Annotated in this window: 17 protein-coding genes, 1 tRNA gene and 1 pseudogene; 10 read left to right on the top strand and 9 right to left on the bottom strand. The window is 56.3% G+C overall.

The annotated features are described in order from the left end of the window. Window positions 1–28: 28 nt before the first annotated feature. On the top strand, window positions 29–1,402 hold the full coding sequence (gene degQ / locus FHW04_RS06530) for a serine endoprotease DegQ (RefSeq protein WP_031375462.1): 1,374 nt from the start codon (window positions 29–31) through the stop codon (window positions 1,400–1,402). An 89-nt stretch (window positions 1,403–1,491) separates the two neighbouring features. After that, window positions 1,492–2,553, top strand: a complete 1,062-nt coding sequence (gene degS, locus FHW04_RS06525) for an outer membrane-stress sensor serine endopeptidase DegS (RefSeq protein ID WP_031375463.1) — start codon at window positions 1,492–1,494, stop codon at window positions 2,551–2,553. A gap of 170 nt (window positions 2,554–2,723) precedes the next feature. Here the strand turns inward: degS and epmA are convergent, their stop codons facing one another. Continuing rightward, window positions 2,724–3,701 (bottom strand): elongation factor P--(R)-beta-lysine ligase, encoded by a 978-nt coding sequence (gene epmA, locus FHW04_RS06520; protein ID WP_031375464.1) that lies wholly within the window; start codon window positions 3,699–3,701, stop codon window positions 2,724–2,726. Window positions 3,702–3,836: 135 nt separating this feature from the next. On the opposite strand from epmA, the gene FHW04_RS06515 reads away from it, so the two are divergent. Then, window positions 3,837–4,361 (top strand): lipocalin family protein, encoded by a 525-nt coding sequence (locus FHW04_RS06515; RefSeq protein ID WP_031375465.1) that lies wholly within the window; start codon window positions 3,837–3,839, stop codon window positions 4,359–4,361. Window positions 4,362–4,415: 54 nt separating this feature from the next. Here FHW04_RS06515 and FHW04_RS06510 read toward each other — a convergent pair whose 3' ends face one another. The 3 genes from FHW04_RS06510 to efp all read right to left on the bottom strand — a co-directional run bounded on the left by FHW04_RS06510 (window position 4,416) and on the right by efp (window position 5,401). Continuing rightward, window positions 4,416–4,550 carry an entericidin A/B family lipoprotein gene (locus tag FHW04_RS06510; RefSeq protein WP_031375466.1) on the bottom strand — a complete coding sequence of 45 codons (135 nt, stop codon included), beginning with the start codon at window positions 4,548–4,550 and terminating at the stop codon, window positions 4,416–4,418. Between the two features lie 103 nt (window positions 4,551–4,653). Beyond that, entirely contained in the window at window positions 4,654–4,785 is a 132-nt protein-coding gene (locus FHW04_RS06505) for an entericidin A/B family lipoprotein (protein ID WP_031375467.1), read from the bottom strand. A gap of 49 nt (window positions 4,786–4,834) precedes the next feature. Continuing rightward, window positions 4,835–5,401, bottom strand: coding sequence for an elongation factor P (gene efp, locus FHW04_RS06500; RefSeq protein WP_031375468.1), 567 nt, complete (start codon window positions 5,399–5,401; stop codon window positions 4,835–4,837). Between the two features lie 43 nt (window positions 5,402–5,444). Here efp and epmB point away from each other — a divergent pair, with 43 nt between their 5' ends. Continuing rightward, window positions 5,445–6,473 carry an EF-P beta-lysylation protein EpmB gene (gene epmB, locus FHW04_RS06495; RefSeq protein ID WP_031375469.1) on the top strand — a complete coding sequence of 343 codons (1,029 nt, stop codon included), beginning with the start codon at window positions 5,445–5,447 and terminating at the stop codon, window positions 6,471–6,473. Between the two features lie 53 nt (window positions 6,474–6,526). Here epmB and FHW04_RS06490 read toward each other — a convergent pair whose 3' ends face one another. The 4 genes from FHW04_RS06490 to FHW04_RS06475 all read right to left on the bottom strand — a co-directional run bounded on the left by FHW04_RS06490 (window position 6,527) and on the right by FHW04_RS06475 (window position 9,881). Next, window positions 6,527–6,874 carry a DUF4156 domain-containing protein gene (locus tag FHW04_RS06490; protein ID WP_031375470.1) on the bottom strand — a complete coding sequence of 116 codons (348 nt, stop codon included), beginning with the start codon at window positions 6,872–6,874 and terminating at the stop codon, window positions 6,527–6,529. A gap of 313 nt (window positions 6,875–7,187) precedes the next feature. After that, window positions 7,188–8,837 carry a chaperonin GroEL gene (groL, locus tag FHW04_RS06485; RefSeq protein WP_003848314.1) on the bottom strand — a complete coding sequence of 550 codons (1,650 nt, stop codon included), beginning with the start codon at window positions 8,835–8,837 and terminating at the stop codon, window positions 7,188–7,190. A 48-nt stretch (window positions 8,838–8,885) separates the two neighbouring features. Beyond that, window positions 8,886–9,179: a co-chaperone GroES gene (locus FHW04_RS06480; protein ID WP_022625257.1), complete on the bottom strand. Its 294-nt coding sequence runs from the start codon at window positions 9,177–9,179 to the stop codon at window positions 8,886–8,888. Between the two features lie 240 nt (window positions 9,180–9,419). After that, window positions 9,420–9,881: an FxsA family protein gene (locus FHW04_RS06475; protein ID WP_031375471.1), complete on the bottom strand. Its 462-nt coding sequence runs from the start codon at window positions 9,879–9,881 to the stop codon at window positions 9,420–9,422. Between the two features lie 328 nt (window positions 9,882–10,209). Between FHW04_RS06475 and aspA the strand changes: the two genes are divergently transcribed. From aspA to FHW04_RS06445, 6 genes are all read left to right on the top strand, one after another. After that, window positions 10,210–11,646, top strand: a complete 1,437-nt coding sequence (gene aspA / locus FHW04_RS06470) for an aspartate ammonia-lyase (protein ID WP_031375472.1) — start codon at window positions 10,210–10,212, stop codon at window positions 11,644–11,646. A 111-nt stretch (window positions 11,647–11,757) separates the two neighbouring features. After that, on the top strand, window positions 11,758–13,059 hold the full coding sequence (locus FHW04_RS06465) for an anaerobic C4-dicarboxylate transporter (protein WP_031375473.1): 1,302 nt from the start codon (window positions 11,758–11,760) through the stop codon (window positions 13,057–13,059). 64 nt (window positions 13,060–13,123) lie between these two features. Next, window positions 13,124–13,438 carry a divalent cation tolerance protein CutA gene (cutA, locus tag FHW04_RS06460; protein WP_031375474.1) on the top strand — a complete coding sequence of 105 codons (315 nt, stop codon included), beginning with the start codon at window positions 13,124–13,126 and terminating at the stop codon, window positions 13,436–13,438. Then, entirely contained in the window at window positions 13,414–15,114 is a 1,701-nt protein-coding gene (locus FHW04_RS06455) for a protein-disulfide reductase DsbD (RefSeq protein WP_089561296.1), read from the top strand. The genes cutA and FHW04_RS06455 overlap by 25 nt, the downstream gene beginning before the upstream one ends. Before the next feature lie 63 nt (window positions 15,115–15,177). Then, window positions 15,178–15,756, top strand: coding sequence for a division control transcriptional repressor DicD (gene dicD, locus FHW04_RS06450; protein ID WP_069728785.1), 579 nt, complete (start codon window positions 15,178–15,180; stop codon window positions 15,754–15,756). Between the two features lie 107 nt (window positions 15,757–15,863). Continuing rightward, window positions 15,864–15,939, top strand: a tRNA-Phe gene (locus FHW04_RS06445). 573 nt (window positions 15,940–16,512) lie between these two features. On the opposite strand, the pseudogene FHW04_RS06440 reads toward FHW04_RS06445, so the two are convergent. Further along, window positions 16,513–17,682 (bottom strand): annotated as a pseudogene (locus FHW04_RS06440) (Gfo/Idh/MocA family protein). Window positions 17,683–17,690: the final 8 nt, after the last annotated feature.

Genomic DNA, 17,690 nt, shown 5'->3' with positions numbered 1-17,690 from the left:
CACTTTTTGCAGCGAGAGCGTTGTAGCAATGAAAAAACAAGCACGACTGTTTAGCGCATTAGCCTTGAGTATTGGGATGAGCCTTGCCGCCGCGCCAGACGCGATGGCGACGCTGCCAGCACAAATTGCCGGCCAGCCGCTGCCAAGCCTGGCGCCAATGCTGGAGAAAGTGCTGCCCGCCGTGGTCAGCGTTCACGTTGAAGGTACCGAATCGGCCGATCAGGCGCAGGATATTCCTGAGCCGCTGAAACGCTTCTTTGGCCAGATGCCCGGCGGCAATAATCAGCCACAGCCGTTTGAAGGTCTGGGGTCGGGCGTAATCATTGATGCGGCCAAAGGATACGTGCTGACCAATAACCACGTGGTCAACGGCGCGGATAAGATCAATGTGCAGTTGGGCGACGGCAGTGAATATGAAGCCAAACTGATCGGTCATGATGAGCAGACCGACATCGCACTGATTCAGATCCAGGGCGCAAAAAACCTGACGCAGGTAAAAGTAGCCGATTCCGACCAGCTAAAAGTGGGCGATTTTGCGGTAGCGATCGGCAACCCGTTTGGTCTGGGTCAGACTGCGACCTCCGGTATCATCTCTGCATTGGGCCGTAGCGGCCTGAATCTGGAAGGGCTGGAAAACTTTATCCAGACCGATGCGGCGATAAACCGCGGCAACTCAGGCGGCGCGCTGGTTAATCTCAACGGCGAGCTGATCGGGATTAATACCGCGATTCTGGCCTCAAGCGGCGGCAATATCGGCATCGGCTTCGCCATTCCCAGCGACATGGCGATCAATCTTGCCCAGCAGCTGATCAAATATGGTGAAGTGAAGCGTGGCCAGCTCGGTATTAAAGGCACCGAAATGACTGCTGACATGGCCAAAGCGTTTAACGTTGATGCGCAGCGCGGCGCGTTTGTCTCTGAAGTATTGCCGCAGTCAGCAGCCCAGAAAGCGGGTGTGAAATCTGGCGATATCATCACCTCAGTGAATGACAAACCGATCACCAGCTTTGCCGAACTGCGGGTGAAAATCGGCACCACCGCGCCAGGCGAGCAGGTCAAACTTGGTTTGCTGCGTGAAGGTAAACCGATCACCGTCACCGTTACGCTGGAGCAAAGCGCACAAACCACCGCCAGTGCCCAGTTGATGTCGCCTGCGCTGCAGGGTGCCACCCTGAGTGATGGCCAGACCAAAACCGGTGACAAAGGGGTTAAGGTCGACACCATCGAGAAAGGCACGCCAGCTGAACAGGTTGGTCTGCAAAAAGATGATGTGATTGTTGGCGTTAACCGCAATCGCGTTCAGTCGATCGCTGAAATGCGTAAAGTGCTGGAAGGGAAACCGCCGGTACTGGCGCTGAATGTGGTCCGCGGTGATGAAAGTATCTATCTGTTGTTGAGATAAACCTCGCATTATGGCGGACACAAGCACGTGTGTGTCCGCCGCTCTCATGCTATTCTGCCCAGCGATCTCCCCTGGCGTGATTTAACACCATGTTTCTTAAACTTTTGCGTGCCGTGGTGCTGGGCCTGATTGTGGCGGGTATTTTGCTCGCAGCACTGCCTGCACTGCGTATGGGCAGCGACGCCCTCTATAACCACGATGACAGTAACGACGAAACACCCTTTAGCTTTAATCAGGGGGTGCGCCGCGCCGTGCCTGCGGTCGTCAACGTCTACAACCGTAGCGCACACGGTAATAACAATCGTGGCATCACTACCCTGGGTTCCGGGGTGATCATGAACGCAAAAGGTTACATCCTGACCAATAAGCACGTCATCAACAATGCTGACCAGATTATTGTGGCGTTACAGGATGGCCGTTTCTTCGAAGCGACGCTGGTTGGTTCAGACGCAATGACCGATTTGGCGGTGCTGAAAATTACCGCCTCCAGCCTGCCGGTAATCCCGATCAATCCTAAACGTCTGGCCCATATCGGCGATGTGGTAATGGCGATCGGCAATCCCTACAACCTCGGCCAGACGGTTACCCAGGGCATTATCAGCGCCACCGGACGGGTCGGCTTAAGTTCATCAGGCCGGCAGAACTTCCTGCAAACCGATGCCTCTATCAACCAGGGTAACTCTGGCGGCGCGCTGATCAACTCGCTGGGCGAATTGATGGGCATCAACACCCTGACCTTCGACAAAAGCAATGACGGCGAAACGCCGGAAGGCATTGGATTCGCTATTCCGACCGCGCTGGCCTCAAAAATTATGGATAAGCTGATTCGTGATGGCCGGGTGATTCGCGGCTACATCGGCATTACCGGCCGCGAACTGCCGCCGCTGCACGGTCAGGGCAGCAATCTGGATCGGGTTCAGGGCATTATCGTTAGCGTGGTGACCCCGGACGGTCCGGCCGATAAAGCCGGTATTCAGGCCAATGATGTGTTGCTGAGCGTCAACGGCAAGCCCGCAGTGTCCGCCCAGGAAACGATGGACCAGGTGGCTGAGATTCGCCCGGGTTCAGTGATTGATGTGCGGGTACTGCGAAATGATCAGAAGCTGACGCTGCCGGTAACGATTCAGGAATTTCCGGACAGTAGCCAGTAGCACAGCACGCGGCATACCAGCCGCCATGATTTAGCCTGACAGGCAGGGCTGGCCCAGCTGAAGAGCAAAGCGTCCGAGCCAGGAAGGCGAGGCCGACCTACAGGGAAATAGGTCTCCTTTGCGATCGGCTGGGCCATCCCTGCCCTTTCCACCGTTTTCCCGCCAGATGGTTAACAGCGATCGACCGGGAAGGCGATCACTTCACTCAGTGATTCCGCTTTCAGCGCCAGCATAATCAACCGATCTACACCCAGCGCCACCCCGGAACAGGCTGGCATACCGTGCGCCAGTGCATCCAGCAGGTTGGTATCAATCGGATGCTGTGGCAGGCCGCGCGCCGCGCGCCGACGGTTATCCTGCTCGAAGCGCTGACGCTGTTCGCGGCTGTCAGTCAGCTCACGGAAACCGTTCGCCAGTTCGATGCCCTTGTAGTAGACCTCGAAACGTTCTGCCACACGGTGATCCTCGGTGCTGATCTCCGCCAGCGCCGCCTGGCTGGCCGGGAAGTGATAAACGAAGCAAGGCTTATCCTGACCAATCTTCGGTTCCACGCCCAGCATAAACAGCAGCATCAGCAGGGTATCGCGATCCTCTTCCGCCCGCGCCAGTTCGCCTTCACCCAGCTTTTCCGCCGCTTCACGCAGCTGGGCCTTGTCTGCCGACAGCGGATCAATCTCCAGATGACGAATAAACGCCTGCTGATAAGAGAGTGATTCTGCGCTGTCGCACTCCAGCACCTGCTGCATCAGATCGTCGACTTCGTTCATCAGACGATACATGTCGTAGTGCGGCCGGTACCACTCCAGCATGGTAAATTCCGGGTTATGGTGACGCCCCGCTTCTTCATTGCGGAAGCTGCGCGCCATCTGGTAAATCGGCCCGCTGCCGGCGGCCAGCAGGCGTTTCATGTGGTATTCCGGGCTGGTCATCAGCCAGAGATCGCGCCCTTGTGCGGCACCCGGCCCGACAAACCGCGTCTGGAACGGCACCAGATGAATATCGGTGATGGTCGCCTGACTCATCGCTGGCGTATCGACTTCCAGTACGCCACGATCGGCAAAGAAACGACGCACTTCGGCTAAAATCGCCGCGCGTTTTAACAAATTGGCGATGGATGCGCTTGGTTGCCAGCTTGCCGTTTCGCTCATGGTGATGACTCCTGATACAAATAAGGGGTGGAAGTCTACCTGCAATGCCTGCGGCAAACAATCTCGCGCCCGCGCTGCCAAAAACAGCGTTTCGGCTTCTATACTTAAGCAGTTAAATCACAAAGGAATCCCACTATGTCTCCATGGAAAACTGTTGTTGCCAGCCTGAGCGCTTTTCTCTCCGTCGCCTGTAGCACCACGCCGCCAAAGAACGTCACCGTAATCGAAAACTTTGACAGCCAGCGCTATCTCGGTCAGTGGTATGAGATTGCCCGCCTGAATCACCCTTTCGAACGCGGCCTTGAACAGGTGACGGCGAACTATAGCCCGCGTGAAGATGGCGGCCTGAAAGTGATCAATCGTGGCTACAACGTGAAGAAACAGCGCTGGCAGGAGAGCATCGGCAAGGCCTACTTTACCGGCGACCCGCAGCGTGCGGCGTTGAAAGTCTCCTTCTTCGGCCCCTTCTACGGCGGCTATAACGTGATTGCTCTCGATCCGGACTACCGCTATGCGCTGGTATGTGGACCGAATCGCCACTATCTGTGGATTCTGTCGCGCACTCCGCAGCTGGAGCCGGGCGTGAAAGAGAAGCTGGTCGATCAGGCGCGTCGGGATGGCTTCCCGGTTGACGAGTTAATCTGGGTAAAACAGAAATAGTGCGGAAGCGAACAGCCGGTACGAAAAAGGTTTCGTACCGGTTGGAATAACGGGTTACTTCGTGCTGTTTTGAATCGCCTGACCACCCGCTTCTACGTCTTCGCCCACGCCACGTGTGGTATTACAAGCCGTCAGCAGTGAAGAGAGCACCAGTACAGAGAAGAAAGTGACAATACTTTTCTTTAACATAACAATGTCCTTTTTGATGGATGTAAAAGTACAGCGTTTTAAGCATAGCCGGATTTCCGACGACTGCCGCTGACGATTCCACAAAATAGACGAAGGTTAACAGTCAGTTTGCCGCACGTGAAATGGCACCACCTAAGTGGGAGACATCTTCGCCAAAACCGTGGAAAGTGTTGCAGGCGCTCAGCGCAGAGGAGACCAGCAACGCGAATGCGATTAATTTTGCCAGTTTTTTCATTTTTTCACTCACACAAGAAAAAGGCGCATCTGAGATGCGCCTGCGGCACTTATTTTACGCGTGACACGTATTCGCCAGAGCGGGTGTCAACTTTGACCACTTCGCCCTCTTGCACGAACAATGGCACTTTCACCACTGCGCCGGTAGACAGCTTGGCTGGCTTACCGCCTGTACCCGCGGTGTCACCTTTCAGACCAGGATCGGTTTCAACGATTTCGGCTTCGATAAAGTTCGGCGGCTGAACGGCGATTGGACGGCCATTCCACAGCGTAACGATACATTCAGCGTTATCCTGCAGCCATTTTGCGGCATCGCTGACGGTTTTCTCTTCAACCTGGAACTGCTCGAAGCTTTCCGGGTGCATGAAGTGATAGAACTCACCGTCGTTGTACAGGTAGTTCAGGTTGGTATCCATAACGTCTGCGCCTTCGGCGGAGTCGGTGGATTTGAAAGTTTTCTCAACGCGAGAACCCGTCAGCAGGCGACGCATTTTAACGCGCGCGAATGCCTGACCTTTACCCGGTTTAACGAACTCACTGGATTCGATGGCATACGGCTCGCCTTCGAACATGATTTTAAGACCGGGACGGAAATCGTTGCTAGAATAAGTCGCCATGAAGGCCCTCTACGAAAATTGATACTGGTACTAAGCCAAAAAAATGGCACACATTGTAACCCTAAAAACACCTTCCAGAGAAGATTGGTTGCAGCAACTTGCTGATGTTGTCACTGAACCTGATGAATTACTGCGGATTTTAGCCCTGGATCAGCACACTGAGCTGGCCGACGGGGCGGATGCGCGGCGTCTTTTCGCCTTGCGCGTTCCCCGTGCATTCATCAACCGGATGAAGAAAGGTGATGCGCACGACCCGCTGCTGCTTCAGGTACTGACTCAACGCCAGGAATTCATCGATGCGCCAGGTTATAGCACCGATCCGCTGGATGAACAAAGCAACGTTGTCCCTGGTTTGCTGCATAAATACCAAAACCGCGCCTTATTGCTGGTGAAAGGCGGCTGTGCGGTCAACTGTCGCTACTGCTTCCGCCGTCATTTTCCTTACCAGGATAATCAGGGAAATAAGCGTAACTGGCAGGCGGCACTGGACTATATCGCCGATCATCCGGAGCTGGATGAGATCATCTTCTCCGGCGGCGATCCGCTGATGGCGAAAGATCATGAACTCGCCTGGCTGATTGCGGCGCTGGAGAAAATCCCGCACCTGAAACGGCTGCGTATCCATAGCCGTTTACCGGTGGTGATCCCGGCGCGGATTACCGACGCACTTTGTCAGATGCTCAGTGAAACGCGGCTGCAGGTGCTGATGGTGACGCACATCAACCATGCGCAGGAGATTGACGACGCACTGCGTGAGGCGATGAGAGAGCTGAAGCGTGCAGGCGTGACGCTGCTCAATCAGAGCGTGCTGCTGCGCGGCGTCAACGACAATGCCCGGACGCTGGCAACGCTGAGCAATGCGCTGTTCGATGCGGGCATTCTGCCCTACTACCTGCACGTGCTGGACAAGGTGCAGGGTGCCGCCCATTTCTACGTATCAGACGACGACGCACGGCAACTGGTGCGGGCGCTGCTGTCGCAGGTTTCGGGTTATCTGGTGCCTAAGCTGGCGCGCGAGATTGGCGGAGAGCCGAGTAAAACGCCGCTCGATCTGCAACTGCGGCAGGAATAAAAACGGCCGACGCAAGGCCGGCCGTCTGAAGAAGGCATGATGCCGGATTCACCTTACGGGCACTTGTAAACCTGACCGGACATTTTACTGTCGAGTGGCGCGAACGCGGACAGCAGGTTCTGCGTCGGACTGGTTGCGCCGTAAATCACGTTGCCGCCCATTTCCGCTGCACGGTTGCGCAGGTCATTTGCTGCACCGCGCAGGGCGCTGGTTTCCCCGCCTGCCCCGCTCAGCCAGTTACTCTGTGAGCCGGTAAGATTCCCCAGAAGCTGACACTCACTGCCGGGCTGCTGATCGGTAAAAGTCACGCGCTGGCCTGCCGAGGACAGTTGAGTAGAGCTGCTACAGCCCGCCAGCAATAACGCGCCAGCCGTCAGTCCGAGCAAGAGGTTAATCCGCATTGTAATCCCCATTTATTATCATCAGAGTCGGGTGGCAGCGTAGCAGAAAAATGTTTTTTCTTTCTGCACATTCATTGCCCTTATCCCGTTATATCGTCTCAATATTTCATGCCGCTTGCAGGCTGGCAAGCATGCCGATCCTGATGGTCTGGTTTAAGCCAGTGGATCCGGCGGCGCAGCAGCAGACAGCGTGACATATCAAGAGGAAAGACGAACGATTGCGCCACTACTTATACTATTTTCCGTCCCAAAAGAAAAACCCCCGACCGTTTCCGATCGGGGGTTCCAGATGACTTAAGCAGTCAACGGCAGATTACATCATGCCGCCCATACCGCCCATGCCACCCATACCGCCAGCGCCGCCGCCTAAATCAGGTGCGTCGCCTTTTGGCAGGTCAGTGACCATACATTCGGTGGTGATCATCAGACCCGCAACAGAAGCCGCGTACTGCAGAGCAGAACGGGTCACTTTGGTTGGGTCCAGGATACCGAAGTCGATCATGTTGCCGTACTCTTCAGTCTGCGCGTTGTAACCGTAGTTACCGTCGCCCGCTTTCACGTTGTTAGCGACCACTGATGGTTCTTCACCGGCGTTAGAAACGATCTGACGCAGTGGAGATTCCATTGCGCGCAGCGCAACTTTGATACCGACGTTCTGATCTTCGTTCTGACCACGCAGATCGGCCAGCTGAGCTGCAACGCGAACCAGCGCCACACCACCACCAGCAACCACACCTTCTTCTACCGCAGCACGGGTTGCATGCAGGGCATCTTCAACGCGGGCTTTCTTCTCTTTCATTTCAACTTCAGTTGCTGCGCCCACTTTCAGAACGGCAACGCCGCCTGCCAGTTTAGCGACACGCTCCTGCAATTTTTCTTTGTCGTAGTCAGAAGTGGCTTCTTCGATCTGCTGACGAATCTGGGTAACACGACCCTGAATCGTCGCTTCTTCACCCACACCGTCGATGATGGTGGTGGTGTCTTTGTTGATCACAACGCGTTTTGCCTGACCCAGATCTTCCAGAGCTGCTTTTTCCAGCTCCATGCCGATCTCTTCAGAAATCACAGTACCACCGGTCAGGATAGCGATATCCTGCAGCATGGCTTTACGACGGTCGCCGAAGCCTGGTGCTTTAACCGCAGCTACTTTCACGATGCCGCGCATGGTGTTAACCACCAGGGTAGCCAGCGCTTCGCCTTCTACGTCTTCCGCGATGATCAGCAGTGGTTTGCCGGCTTTCGCCACGGCTTCCAGCACTGGCAGCATTTCACGGATGTTAGAAATTTTCTTGTCAGCCAGCAGGATGAACGGAGATTCCAGTTCAATCGCACCGGTTTCTGGTTTGTTGATGAAGTAAGGTGACAGGTAACCGCGATCGAACTGCATACCTTCTACCACATCCAGCTCGTCCTGCAGGCCGGTGCCTTCTTCAACGGTGATCACGCCTTCTTTACCGACTTTCTCCATCGCCTGAGCAATCAGCTGGCCCACGGTTTCATCGGAGTTAGCAGAGATGGTACCTACCTGCGCAATCGCTTTAGAGTCTGAGCACGGTACAGACAGCGCTTTCAGTTTCTCAACCGCAGCGATAACTGCCTGGTCGATACCGCGCTTCAGGTCCATCGGGTTCATACCCGCGGCAACGGCTTTCAGGCCTTCAGTGATGATAGACTGCGCCAGTACGGTAGCAGTGGTGGTACCGTCGCCCGCAGCGTCATTCGCTTTAGAGGCAACTTCTTTCACCATCTGCGCGCCCATGTTCTCGAACTTGTCTTCCAGTTCGATTTCACGTGCCACAGAAACACCATCTTTAGTGATGGTCGGTGCACCAAAAGATTTATCCAGAACCACGTTACGGCCTTTTGGGCCCAAGGTAACTTTTACTGCATCTGCCAGTACGTTCACGCCACGCAGCATTTTTACGCGTGCGTCATTACCGAATTTTACGTCTTTAGCTGCCATTTTAAATATCCCTTAAATTCGTTTCGTTCAGTGAATTACGCGAAAAAATTACGCTTCAACAACCGCCAGGATGTCGCTCTCAGAGATGATCAGCACCTCTTCGTTATCGATTTTCTCGGTTTTCGCGCCGTAACCTTCGCTGAAGATCACGATGTCGCCAACCTTCACGTCCAGCGGCTTAACGTCACCACTCTCAAGGATGCGGCCGTTGCCGACAGCCAGCACTTCACCACGGGTGGATTTGCCGGCTGCAGAACCGGTCAGCACGATGCCGCCAGCTGATTTAGCTTCAACTTCTTTACGCTTGACGATAACGCGATCGTGCAATGGACGAATTTTCATTTGATAGCTCTCCTTTGAGAAGTCCAATCATTCAGTTTTGGGGTTGAACACCGGGCTGCATGGCTTCCGGCCTCGTGACCTGAGAGATAGGGCCGCGACCACGCCCTTTCAAGGGGGCAGACAACAAATTTTTTACGCAGATGTGATAACTGATGGCTTTTTGAGCAACCGGCAGAAAGATCGCCAGCGGAAATAAAAAACGCAACCCGAAGGTTGCGTTTTACTGTGGCAATGACACCGTCAGCGATCTTTCGGATCGTCATGGTGCTCAAGGCGATCGCTGTTTTTGCGTTCGAACTCGCCATCCATGGTATAGCCGCTGTCAGGGCCGGCACCCGGACCGCGCCAGACGCGCAGATGCGGCATCAGCTTCAGCGTCAGATGCTTCTGCACCGGCGGCAGCAACAGCAACAGGCCCAGCAGGTCGGTAAAGAAGCCGGGCAGCAGCAGCAGAAAACCGGCGATGATCAGCGACACGCTCTTGATCATCTCTTTCGCCGGGCTTTCATTACGCGCCAGCTTCTCCTGCATCAGCATGAAATTCTTCATGCCCTGATTTTTGACCAGCGACACCCCGATGCAGGAGGTGAAGACCACCAGCAGCATGGTGAGCAGCACGCCCATGACGTGGGCGACCTGAATAAACAGTGAAATTTCAATCCAGGCCAGGACAAAAAAGACTAATAACGGTATCCAGCGCACCGTACTCTCCTGTAAGTGTGGGCTGACCGGCAGCGTGCCGTTCAGCAGAAAGCGTTCATCTTAGTGATGATAAGAAAAGAGATGGGCACCCGTGCCGCCATTTTCAACCGATCCTGTCAAATTTATCCCGCAGGGTTAATTTTGTAACCTGTTTCACATATCGTTAACCTGACGGCAGCATTAAGTGATCTGCATGCGTACTTTTCTGATGCATCAGAATATGATCGTGCTCACCAGTATGAAGACGGATAAAATGTCGTTACGGGTACACCACGACAAAATAAACACATCATCTGTGATGGTTAGCGGCAACAACAAGAAGGTTATCATGGCGAACAACATTCGTATCGAAGAAGACCTGTTAGGTATGCGCGAAGTACCGGCGGATGCCTATTATGGCGTTCATACTCTGCGTGCGATTGAAAATTTTTACATCAGCAACAGTAAAATCAGCGACATACCCGAATTTGTCCGCGGGATGGTGATGGTAAAAAAAGCGGCGGCGATGGCCAACAAAGAGCTGCAAACGATCCCCCGCAACATTGCCGATACCATCATTCAGGCCTGCGATGAAGTGCTCAATAAAGGCCGCTGCATGGATCAGTTTCCGGTGGATGTCTATCAGGGCGGTGCTGGCACCTCGGTCAACATGAACACCAATGAGGTGCTGGCAAACATCGGTCTGGAACTGATGGGCCACCAGAAAGGTGAATATCAGTACCTCAACCCTAACGATCACGTGAACAAATGTCAGTCGACCAATGACGCCTACCCGACCGGTTTCCGCATCGCGGTTTACAGTTCGCTGCTGAAGCTGCTGGATGGCATCAGCCAGCTGGCCGACGGTTTTGAGCGTAAGGCCGACGAGTTCCAGACCATCCTCAAAATGGGCCGAACCCAGTTACAGGATGCGGTGCCGATGACGCTGGGTCAGGAATTTCACGCCTTCAGCGTGCTGCTGAATGAAGAGACCAAAAGCATTCTGCGCACCGGCGAGCTGCTGCTGGAAGTGAACCTCGGCGCGACCGCCATCGGTACCCGCCTGAATACGCCGGACGGTTATCAGCACCTTGCCGTGCAGCGTCTGGCGGAAGTCAGCAACCTGCCGGTGGTGCCGGCGGAAGATCTGATCGAAGCGACCTCAGACTGCGGTGCCTACGTGATGGTGCACTCGTCACTGAAACGCCTGGCGGTGAAGCTCTCTAAGATCTGTAACGACCTGCGCCTGCTCTCTTCCGGTCCGCGCGCTGGCCTGAATGAAATCAACCTGCCGGAGTTACAGGCCGGTTCGTCGATCATGCCAGCCAAAGTCAATCCGGTAGTGCCGGAAGTGGTTAATCAGGTCTGCTTCAAAGTGATCGGCAACGACATCACCGTCACCATGGCTTCCGAAGCCGGTCAGCTGCAGCTGAACGTAATGGAGCCGGTGATTGGCCAGGCGCTGTTTGAATCGATCAGCATCCTGACCAACGCCTGCTACAACCTGCTGGAGAAGTGCGTCAACGGCATTACCGCCAACCGCGCGGTGTGCGAAGCCTACGTCTTTAACTCAATCGGTATCGTCACCTACCTTAACCCGTATATCGGCCACCATAACGGCGATATCGTCGGCAAAATCTGCGCCGAAACCGGTAAAAGCGTACGTGAAGTGGTGCTGGAGCGCGGCTTGCTGACCGAAAGCGAGCTGGACGATATTTTCTCGGTCCAGAACCTGATGTATCCGGTTTATAAAGCGAAACGTTATACCGACGAAAACGAGCAGTAAGGTTTAACCGACGCTGGTTTACTAAAGGCACACCGCGATCAACACGGTGTGCCTTTTTCTTTGGTAAACAGCACAACTGATAATCTCAGGTTAAATTCTCAGGAGTGATGCATGTTTGTGGTTGAGCTGCTTGTCGTCTTACTGGCGATCTGGTTGGGTGCGCGCCTTGGCGGCATTGGCATTGGGTTCGCTGGCGGCATGGGCGTGCTGATCCTGACGCTGGGCTTTGGCTTGCCGCCGGGCATGATCCCGTTCGACGTGATCGAAATTATTATGGCGGTCATTGCGGCTATCGCGGCCATGCAGGTCGCCGGCGGAATGGATTATCTGGTCAGCCTCGCCGAACGGCTGCTGCGCCGTCATCCGCGTCACGTCACGCTACTGGCACCGCTGGTAACCTATCTGATGACGCTGCTGGCGGGTACCGGTCATACGGCCTTCTCGACGCTGCCGGTAATCGCTGAAGTGGCGAAAGAGCAAGGCGTCCGCCCTTCGCGCCCGCTGTCGATCGCCGTGGTCGCTTCGCAGATCGCCATTACCGCCTCGCCCATTTCAGCGGCGGTGGTATTCTTCGCTACCCTGCTTGAGCCGCGTGGCATCAGCTACATTACGCTGCTGGCTATCGCGATCCCCTCGACCATGGTCGGCCTGTTTCTGGCCGCGCTGGTGACCAACTTCCTCGGTAAAGAGCTGAAGGATGATGAGGTCTACCAGGCGCGACTGGCGAAAGGCGACGTTACGCTGCGCGGTGCCAGCGTCTACCAGCCCAAACCGGGCGCGAAAAAATCGGTGCTGCTGTTTCTGCTCGGTATCATCGCCGTGGTGGTCTACGCCACGCTCACCAGTGCCAGTCTTGGCCTGATCGCCAACCCGCTGCTGCCGCGTAATGAAGCGATTGTGGTGTTTATGCTGACTATCGCCACCCTGATCAGCCTGACCTGTAAACTGGATACCAGCGAGATCCTCAGCGCCAGCACCTTTAAGTCCGGCATGAGTGCCTGTATCTGCGTGATGGGTGTCGCCTGGCTGGGCGATACCTTTGTTAAAGCCCACCTGGCAGAGATCCAGATGGTGGCCGGCGATATGCTGAAAACCTACCCGTGGATGCTGGCGCTGGTGCTGTTCTTCGCCTCAATGCTGCTCTACTCGCAGGCGGCAACCACTAAGGCGCTGATGCCTGCCGCCTTGCTGCTGGGCGTGTCGCCGCTTACCGCCATCGCCTCGTTTGCCGCGGTTTCGGCGCTGTTCGTCCTGCCGACCTACCCGACTTTACTGGCGGCCGTGGAGATGGATGACACCGGATCGACCCGGATTGGCAAGTTTGTTTTCAACCATGCCTTTATCATTCCCGGCGTGATCGCCATTACGCTGTCGGTGATGGCGGGCTTTGTCTTTGGCGGGTTGCTGTTATAGCCCGATAATCGCGTCGCTGACTGAGCGTGCTATCATCGGGGCTCTTTTAAACAGGAGCATTACGATGAACGCCATCGTTGTCCTTTGCACTGCACCCGATCAGGCGACGGCGCAACGTCTGGCCGCCCTGGCGCTTGAGGCCAGACTGGCGGCCTGCGTCACGCTGCTGCCGGGTGCTACCTCGTATTACGTCTGGCAGGGTCAGCTCGAACAGAGCAGCGAAGTGCAGATGCTGCTGAAATGCGATAGCGATCACCAGCAGGCACTGTTCGATCTGCTCAGGCAGGCGCATCCCTACGATGTGCCTGAACTGCTGGCGCTTCCGGTTCAACATGGAGACAGTGAATACTTGTCATGGCTGCACGCATCTCTCGCTTAATTACGCTGCTGCTGGTGCTGTTTATCAGCCTGCAGGCGCACGCATCGCTTTTTTCCAACCCCGCCAGCAGCCGCTTTGTCCCGGTCGATCAGGCGTTTGGTTTTGATTTCGACCAGCAGGGAGCGCAGCTCAACCTGCACTGGAAAGTAAAAACGGGCTACTACCTCTATCGTCAGCAGATCCACGTCACGCCGGCCAACGCCACGCTGGCACCGCTGACGCTGCCCGCCGGTCAGCCGCACGAAGATGAATTCTACGGCAAGAGCCAGATCTATCGGCAGGATCTGACGGTGCCGGTAACGCTACAACAGGCCGCCCGTGGGGCCACGCTTAGCGTCACCTATCAGGGCTGTGCCGCCGCCGGATTCTGTTATCCCCCCGAAACCCGCACCGTGCCGCTGAGTCCGGTAGCGGCCAGCACTGCTGCTGCGCCGGTTAATACCGCGCCTGCACCAGCCACGCCGCTGCCGTTTTCACCGCTGTGGGCGTTGCTGATCGGCATTGGCGTCGCCTTCACGCCCTGCGTGCTGCCGATGTATCCGCTGATTTCCGGCATTATTCTTGGCGGCCAGCGCCACTATTCTTTTGGCCGACTGTTTGCGCTTGCGATGGTCTATGTCCAGGGCATGGCGCTGACCTACACCCTGCTGGGTCTGATCGTGGCGGCTGCCGGGCTGCGTTTCCAGGCAGCCCTGCAACATCCGTGGGTGCTGTCGGCACTGTCGGCGCTGTTTATCGTGCTGGCGCTGTCGATGTTTGGTCTGTTTACGCTGCAACTGCCGGCCAGCCTGCAAACCCGCTTAACCCTGTGGAGCAATCGCCAGCAGGGCGGCTCGCTGCCAGGCGTATTTTTGATGGGCGCGCTGGCCGGTTTAATCTGCTCGCCCTGCACCACCGCGCCGCTCAGCGCTATTCTGCTCTATATCGCCCAGAGCGGTAATTTATGGGCCGGCGCCGGTACTCTCTGGCTCTATGCGGTCGGGATGGGCTTACCGCTGATCGCCGTGACCCTGTTTGGCAATAAGCTGCTGCCGAAGAGCGGACCGTGGATGCAGACGGTAAAAGAGGGCTTTGGTTTCGTTATCCTGGCGCTGCCGGTTTTCCTGATGGAGCGAGTGCTGGGCGACCTGTGGGGACTGCGGCTGTGGAGCCTGCTGGGCGTGGCCTTTTTTGGCTGGGCGTTCAGCGTCAGCCTGCGCGCCAGCAGTGGCAAGTGGCGCGTCGTACAGATTATCGTGCTGGCCGCCGCACTGATCAGCGCCCGTCCGCTACAGGACTGGGCCTTTGGCGGCCCGGCGCAGCAGCAGGCTGTCGCCCACCTGCCATTCCAGACCGTCCAGACGCCGCAACAGTTGCAGACGGCGCTGCAACAGGCCAACGGCCGCATCACCATGGTCGATCTGTATGCCGACTGGTGTGTTGCCTGTAAAGAGTTTGAAAAATACACCTTTAGCGACAGCGCGGTACGCGATAGCCTGAGCCGGGTGCAGCTGCTACAGGCCAACGTGACCGCCAATAGCGCCAGCGATAATGCGCTGTTGCAGCATCTTCAGGTGCTGGGATTACCGACCATTTTATTCTTTGATGCGCAAGGCCACGAGATCGCGGACTCGCGCATCACCGGGTTTCTCAATGCCGCCGATTTCCGGGCACATTTGCAGAAATTCACCCCGTAAACAACACTGGAGTCAGGCTTATGTCCGGTGAACAGCCGGGCCTGCATACCAGAGGAGAGTCACTTGCAGCGTGAACAAATACTCGAGCATGCACTGAATGTGCTTGAACAAAACGGCCTCGCCGCCACCCTCTCATTGGAAACCCTGGCGGGCCAGACCGACCTTTCTCTCGATCAGCTCCGGCTGTTCTGGCCCGATCGTGACGCCCTGCTCTATGATGCGCTGCGTTATCACGCCCAGCAGATTGATACCTGGCGGCGTCAGATCATGCTGGATGAGACGCTGTCGCCGGACCAGAAGCTGATGGCGCGTTATGAAGTGCTAAGCGAACACGTCAGCAAAGGCCGCTTCCCTGGCTGTCTGTTTATTGCCGCCTGTAGTTTCTATCCGCAGCCGGATCAGCCAATTCATCAACTGGCGGAACAGCAGAAGCGCGCGTCATGGCAGTTTACGCATGAGATTCTGCTAGACCAGGCGCTGGACAACCCGAGCATGGTGGCCGATCAGATGGAGCTGATTCTGGAAGGTTGCCTGAGTAAACTGCTGGTGAAGCGCAACGTGCAGGATGTCGCCACGGCTCAGCGGCTGGCGGAAGATGTTTACAGCATTGCGTTGTGCCGTAAAAACGGCGCGCTGGCCTGAGGTTTTACCCGCTTTGACTGAAAATCAGGCAATCAGTCACGTTTCCCGTGGTTTTTTGGTGAAAGCCGTTGACGCCCAGCGGCCTTTACGGTTTAATGCGCCCCGTTGCCCGAATAGCTCAGTCGGTAGAGCAGGGGATTGAAAATCCCCGTGTCCCTGGTTCGATTCCGGGTTCGGGCACCATATTTAAAGAACCCGCCTCTGGCGGGTTTTTGCATTTCAGGACGGCGAACCCGGCCCCGAAGGTTCGATGTACTCGCCACTTCCCTGTGGCTCGCCCTGCGGGTCTGCACGCCAGCGTGCGATGAAAAAATGCTCCCGGCATTTTTTTCCGGGTTCGGGCACCATATTTAAAGAACCCGCCTCTGGCGGGTTTTTGCATTTCAGCGCGGCAAACCCGGCTTCGAAGGTTCGATGTACTCGCCACTTCCCTGTGGCTCGCCCTGCGGGTCCGCACGCCAGCGTGCGATGCAAAAATGCTCCCGGCATTTTTGTCCGGGTTCGGGCACCATATTTAAAGAACCCGCCTCTGGCGGGTTTTTGCATTTCAGCGCGGCGAACCCGGCCCCGAAGGTTCGATGTACTCGCCACTTCCCTGTGGCTCGCCCTGCGGGTCTGCACGCCAGCGTGCGATGAAAAAATGCTCCCGGCATTTTTTTCCGGGTTCGGGCACCATCTTTAAAGAACCCGCCTCTGGCGGGTTTTTGCATTTCAGCGCGGCAAACCCGGCCTCGAAGGCTCACGCCACGCCTTGCCTCAGCATTCGACCCATACCGCACCGGCATCCGCTGATTTCACGCACTGCGCCACCCAGCGCACGCCCATCAATCCGGCATGCACATCGGGATACCAGAAATCCTGCAGGAAGGCGCTGTCGCCACGATCGCTGGCGTCCATTGCCAGCGCGAAGCGACGGTAAAGGTTCGACCAGGCTTCGAACAGCCCTTCGGAATGACCGCCGCCGATACGGTCCTCCTCCAGTGCGCGCGGGCTGAGATACCCCATGCCACGCTCCAGAATCCGCACCGGTTCGCCCTGCACTTCATAACGCAGCTGATTTGGCTGTTCATCCCACCACTCCAGGCTGGCTTTAGCGCCCACCACCCGAATCTTCTGGCCGTGCATTGAGCCAGCATTCACCGCCGAGGCCCACAGCGTGCCAACTGCGCCGTTGTCATATTCCATCATCACAAAGGCGTTATCTTCCAGCGGCGCGCGGGTGGCGACAAAACTCTGACGAGAACAGAGCAGCCGCGTCACTTTCAGCTGTGGCAGCATCGTTTCTGCAATAAACAGCGGATGCGTAGCGAGATCGCCCAGCACATAACTCGGGCCGACAAAGCGCGGATCGACCCGCCAGCGCGTGCTTTCACTCTGTAACTCCACCGCCTCGTTGTGGAAGCCGTGAGCAAACTGCATATTGACGATGCGGATCTCACCCAGCGCACCGGCAGCGATCATCTCACGCGCCTGATGGACCAGCTGATGTCCGGCATAGCCGTAGGTCACGCCGACCACCTTCTGCTTCTCCCGGCTCAGCTGTTCCAGCTCATCCGCCTCTTCGACGGTGAAGCAGAGCGGCTTCTCGCACACCACATGCAGTCCGGCGTTCAGCGCTGCCCGACAGATGGCGAAATGGGTATTGTTGGGCGTGGCGATCGAGACCGCTTCTATCCCGTCTTCCCGTTCGGCTTCTGCGGCAAACAGGCTGGCGTAATCGGGATAACAGCGGTCTGACGCCACGCCAAGCGCATTGCCAAATTCACGCCCGCGTGCGACATCAATATCAAACGCGCCTGCCAGCAACGAAAAGTTGCCGTCACGCAGCGCCGCTGAACGGTGGATATACCCAATCTAGCTGGTCCCGCCGCCGCCAACCATGCCCCAGCGCAACGAGCGATTCAGTGCTTTTTTACCGTTAATCATGATGTTGT

Source organism: Pantoea sp. AN62 (assembly GCF_050432985.1).
Classification (GTDB): domain Bacteria; phylum Pseudomonadota; class Gammaproteobacteria; order Enterobacterales; family Enterobacteriaceae; genus Pantoea; species Pantoea brenneri.
This window is presented reverse-complemented; position numbering and strand designations above follow the sequence as displayed.

Bases quoted from the DNA above. Each gene is read 5' to 3' on its own strand.
- degQ (WP_031375462.1), top strand. From the start codon at position 29: ATGAAAAAACAAGCACGACTGTTTAGCGCATTAGCCTTGAGTATTGGG.
- degS (WP_031375463.1), top strand. From the start codon at position 1,492: ATGTTTCTTAAACTTTTGCGTGCCGTGGTGCTGGGCCTGATTGTGGCG.
- epmA (WP_031375464.1), bottom strand. From the start codon at position 3,701: ATGAGCGAAACGGCAAGCTGGCAACCAAGCGCATCCATCGCCAATTTG.
- FHW04_RS06515 (WP_031375465.1), top strand. From the start codon at position 3,837: ATGTCTCCATGGAAAACTGTTGTTGCCAGCCTGAGCGCTTTTCTCTCC.
- FHW04_RS06510 (WP_031375466.1), bottom strand. From the start codon at position 4,550: ATGTTAAAGAAAAGTATTGTCACTTTCTTCTCTGTACTGGTGCTCTCT.
- FHW04_RS06505 (WP_031375467.1), bottom strand. From the start codon at position 4,785: ATGAAAAAACTGGCAAAATTAATCGCATTCGCGTTGCTGGTCTCCTCT.
- efp (WP_031375468.1), bottom strand. From the start codon at position 5,401: ATGGCGACTTATTCTAGCAACGATTTCCGTCCCGGTCTTAAAATCATG.
- epmB (WP_031375469.1), top strand. From the start codon at position 5,445: ATGGCACACATTGTAACCCTAAAAACACCTTCCAGAGAAGATTGGTTG.
- FHW04_RS06490 (WP_031375470.1), bottom strand. From the start codon at position 6,874: ATGCGGATTAACCTCTTGCTCGGACTGACGGCTGGCGCGTTATTGCTG.
- groL (WP_003848314.1), bottom strand. From the start codon at position 8,837: ATGGCAGCTAAAGACGTAAAATTCGGTAATGACGCACGCGTAAAAATG.
- FHW04_RS06480 (WP_022625257.1), bottom strand. From the start codon at position 9,179: ATGAAAATTCGTCCATTGCACGATCGCGTTATCGTCAAGCGTAAAGAA.
- aspA (WP_031375472.1), top strand. From the start codon at position 10,210: ATGGCGAACAACATTCGTATCGAAGAAGACCTGTTAGGTATGCGCGAA.
- FHW04_RS06465 (WP_031375473.1), top strand. From the start codon at position 11,758: ATGTTTGTGGTTGAGCTGCTTGTCGTCTTACTGGCGATCTGGTTGGGT.
- cutA (WP_031375474.1), top strand. From the start codon at position 13,124: ATGAACGCCATCGTTGTCCTTTGCACTGCACCCGATCAGGCGACGGCG.
- FHW04_RS06455 (WP_089561296.1), top strand. From the start codon at position 13,414: ATGGCTGCACGCATCTCTCGCTTAATTACGCTGCTGCTGGTGCTGTTT.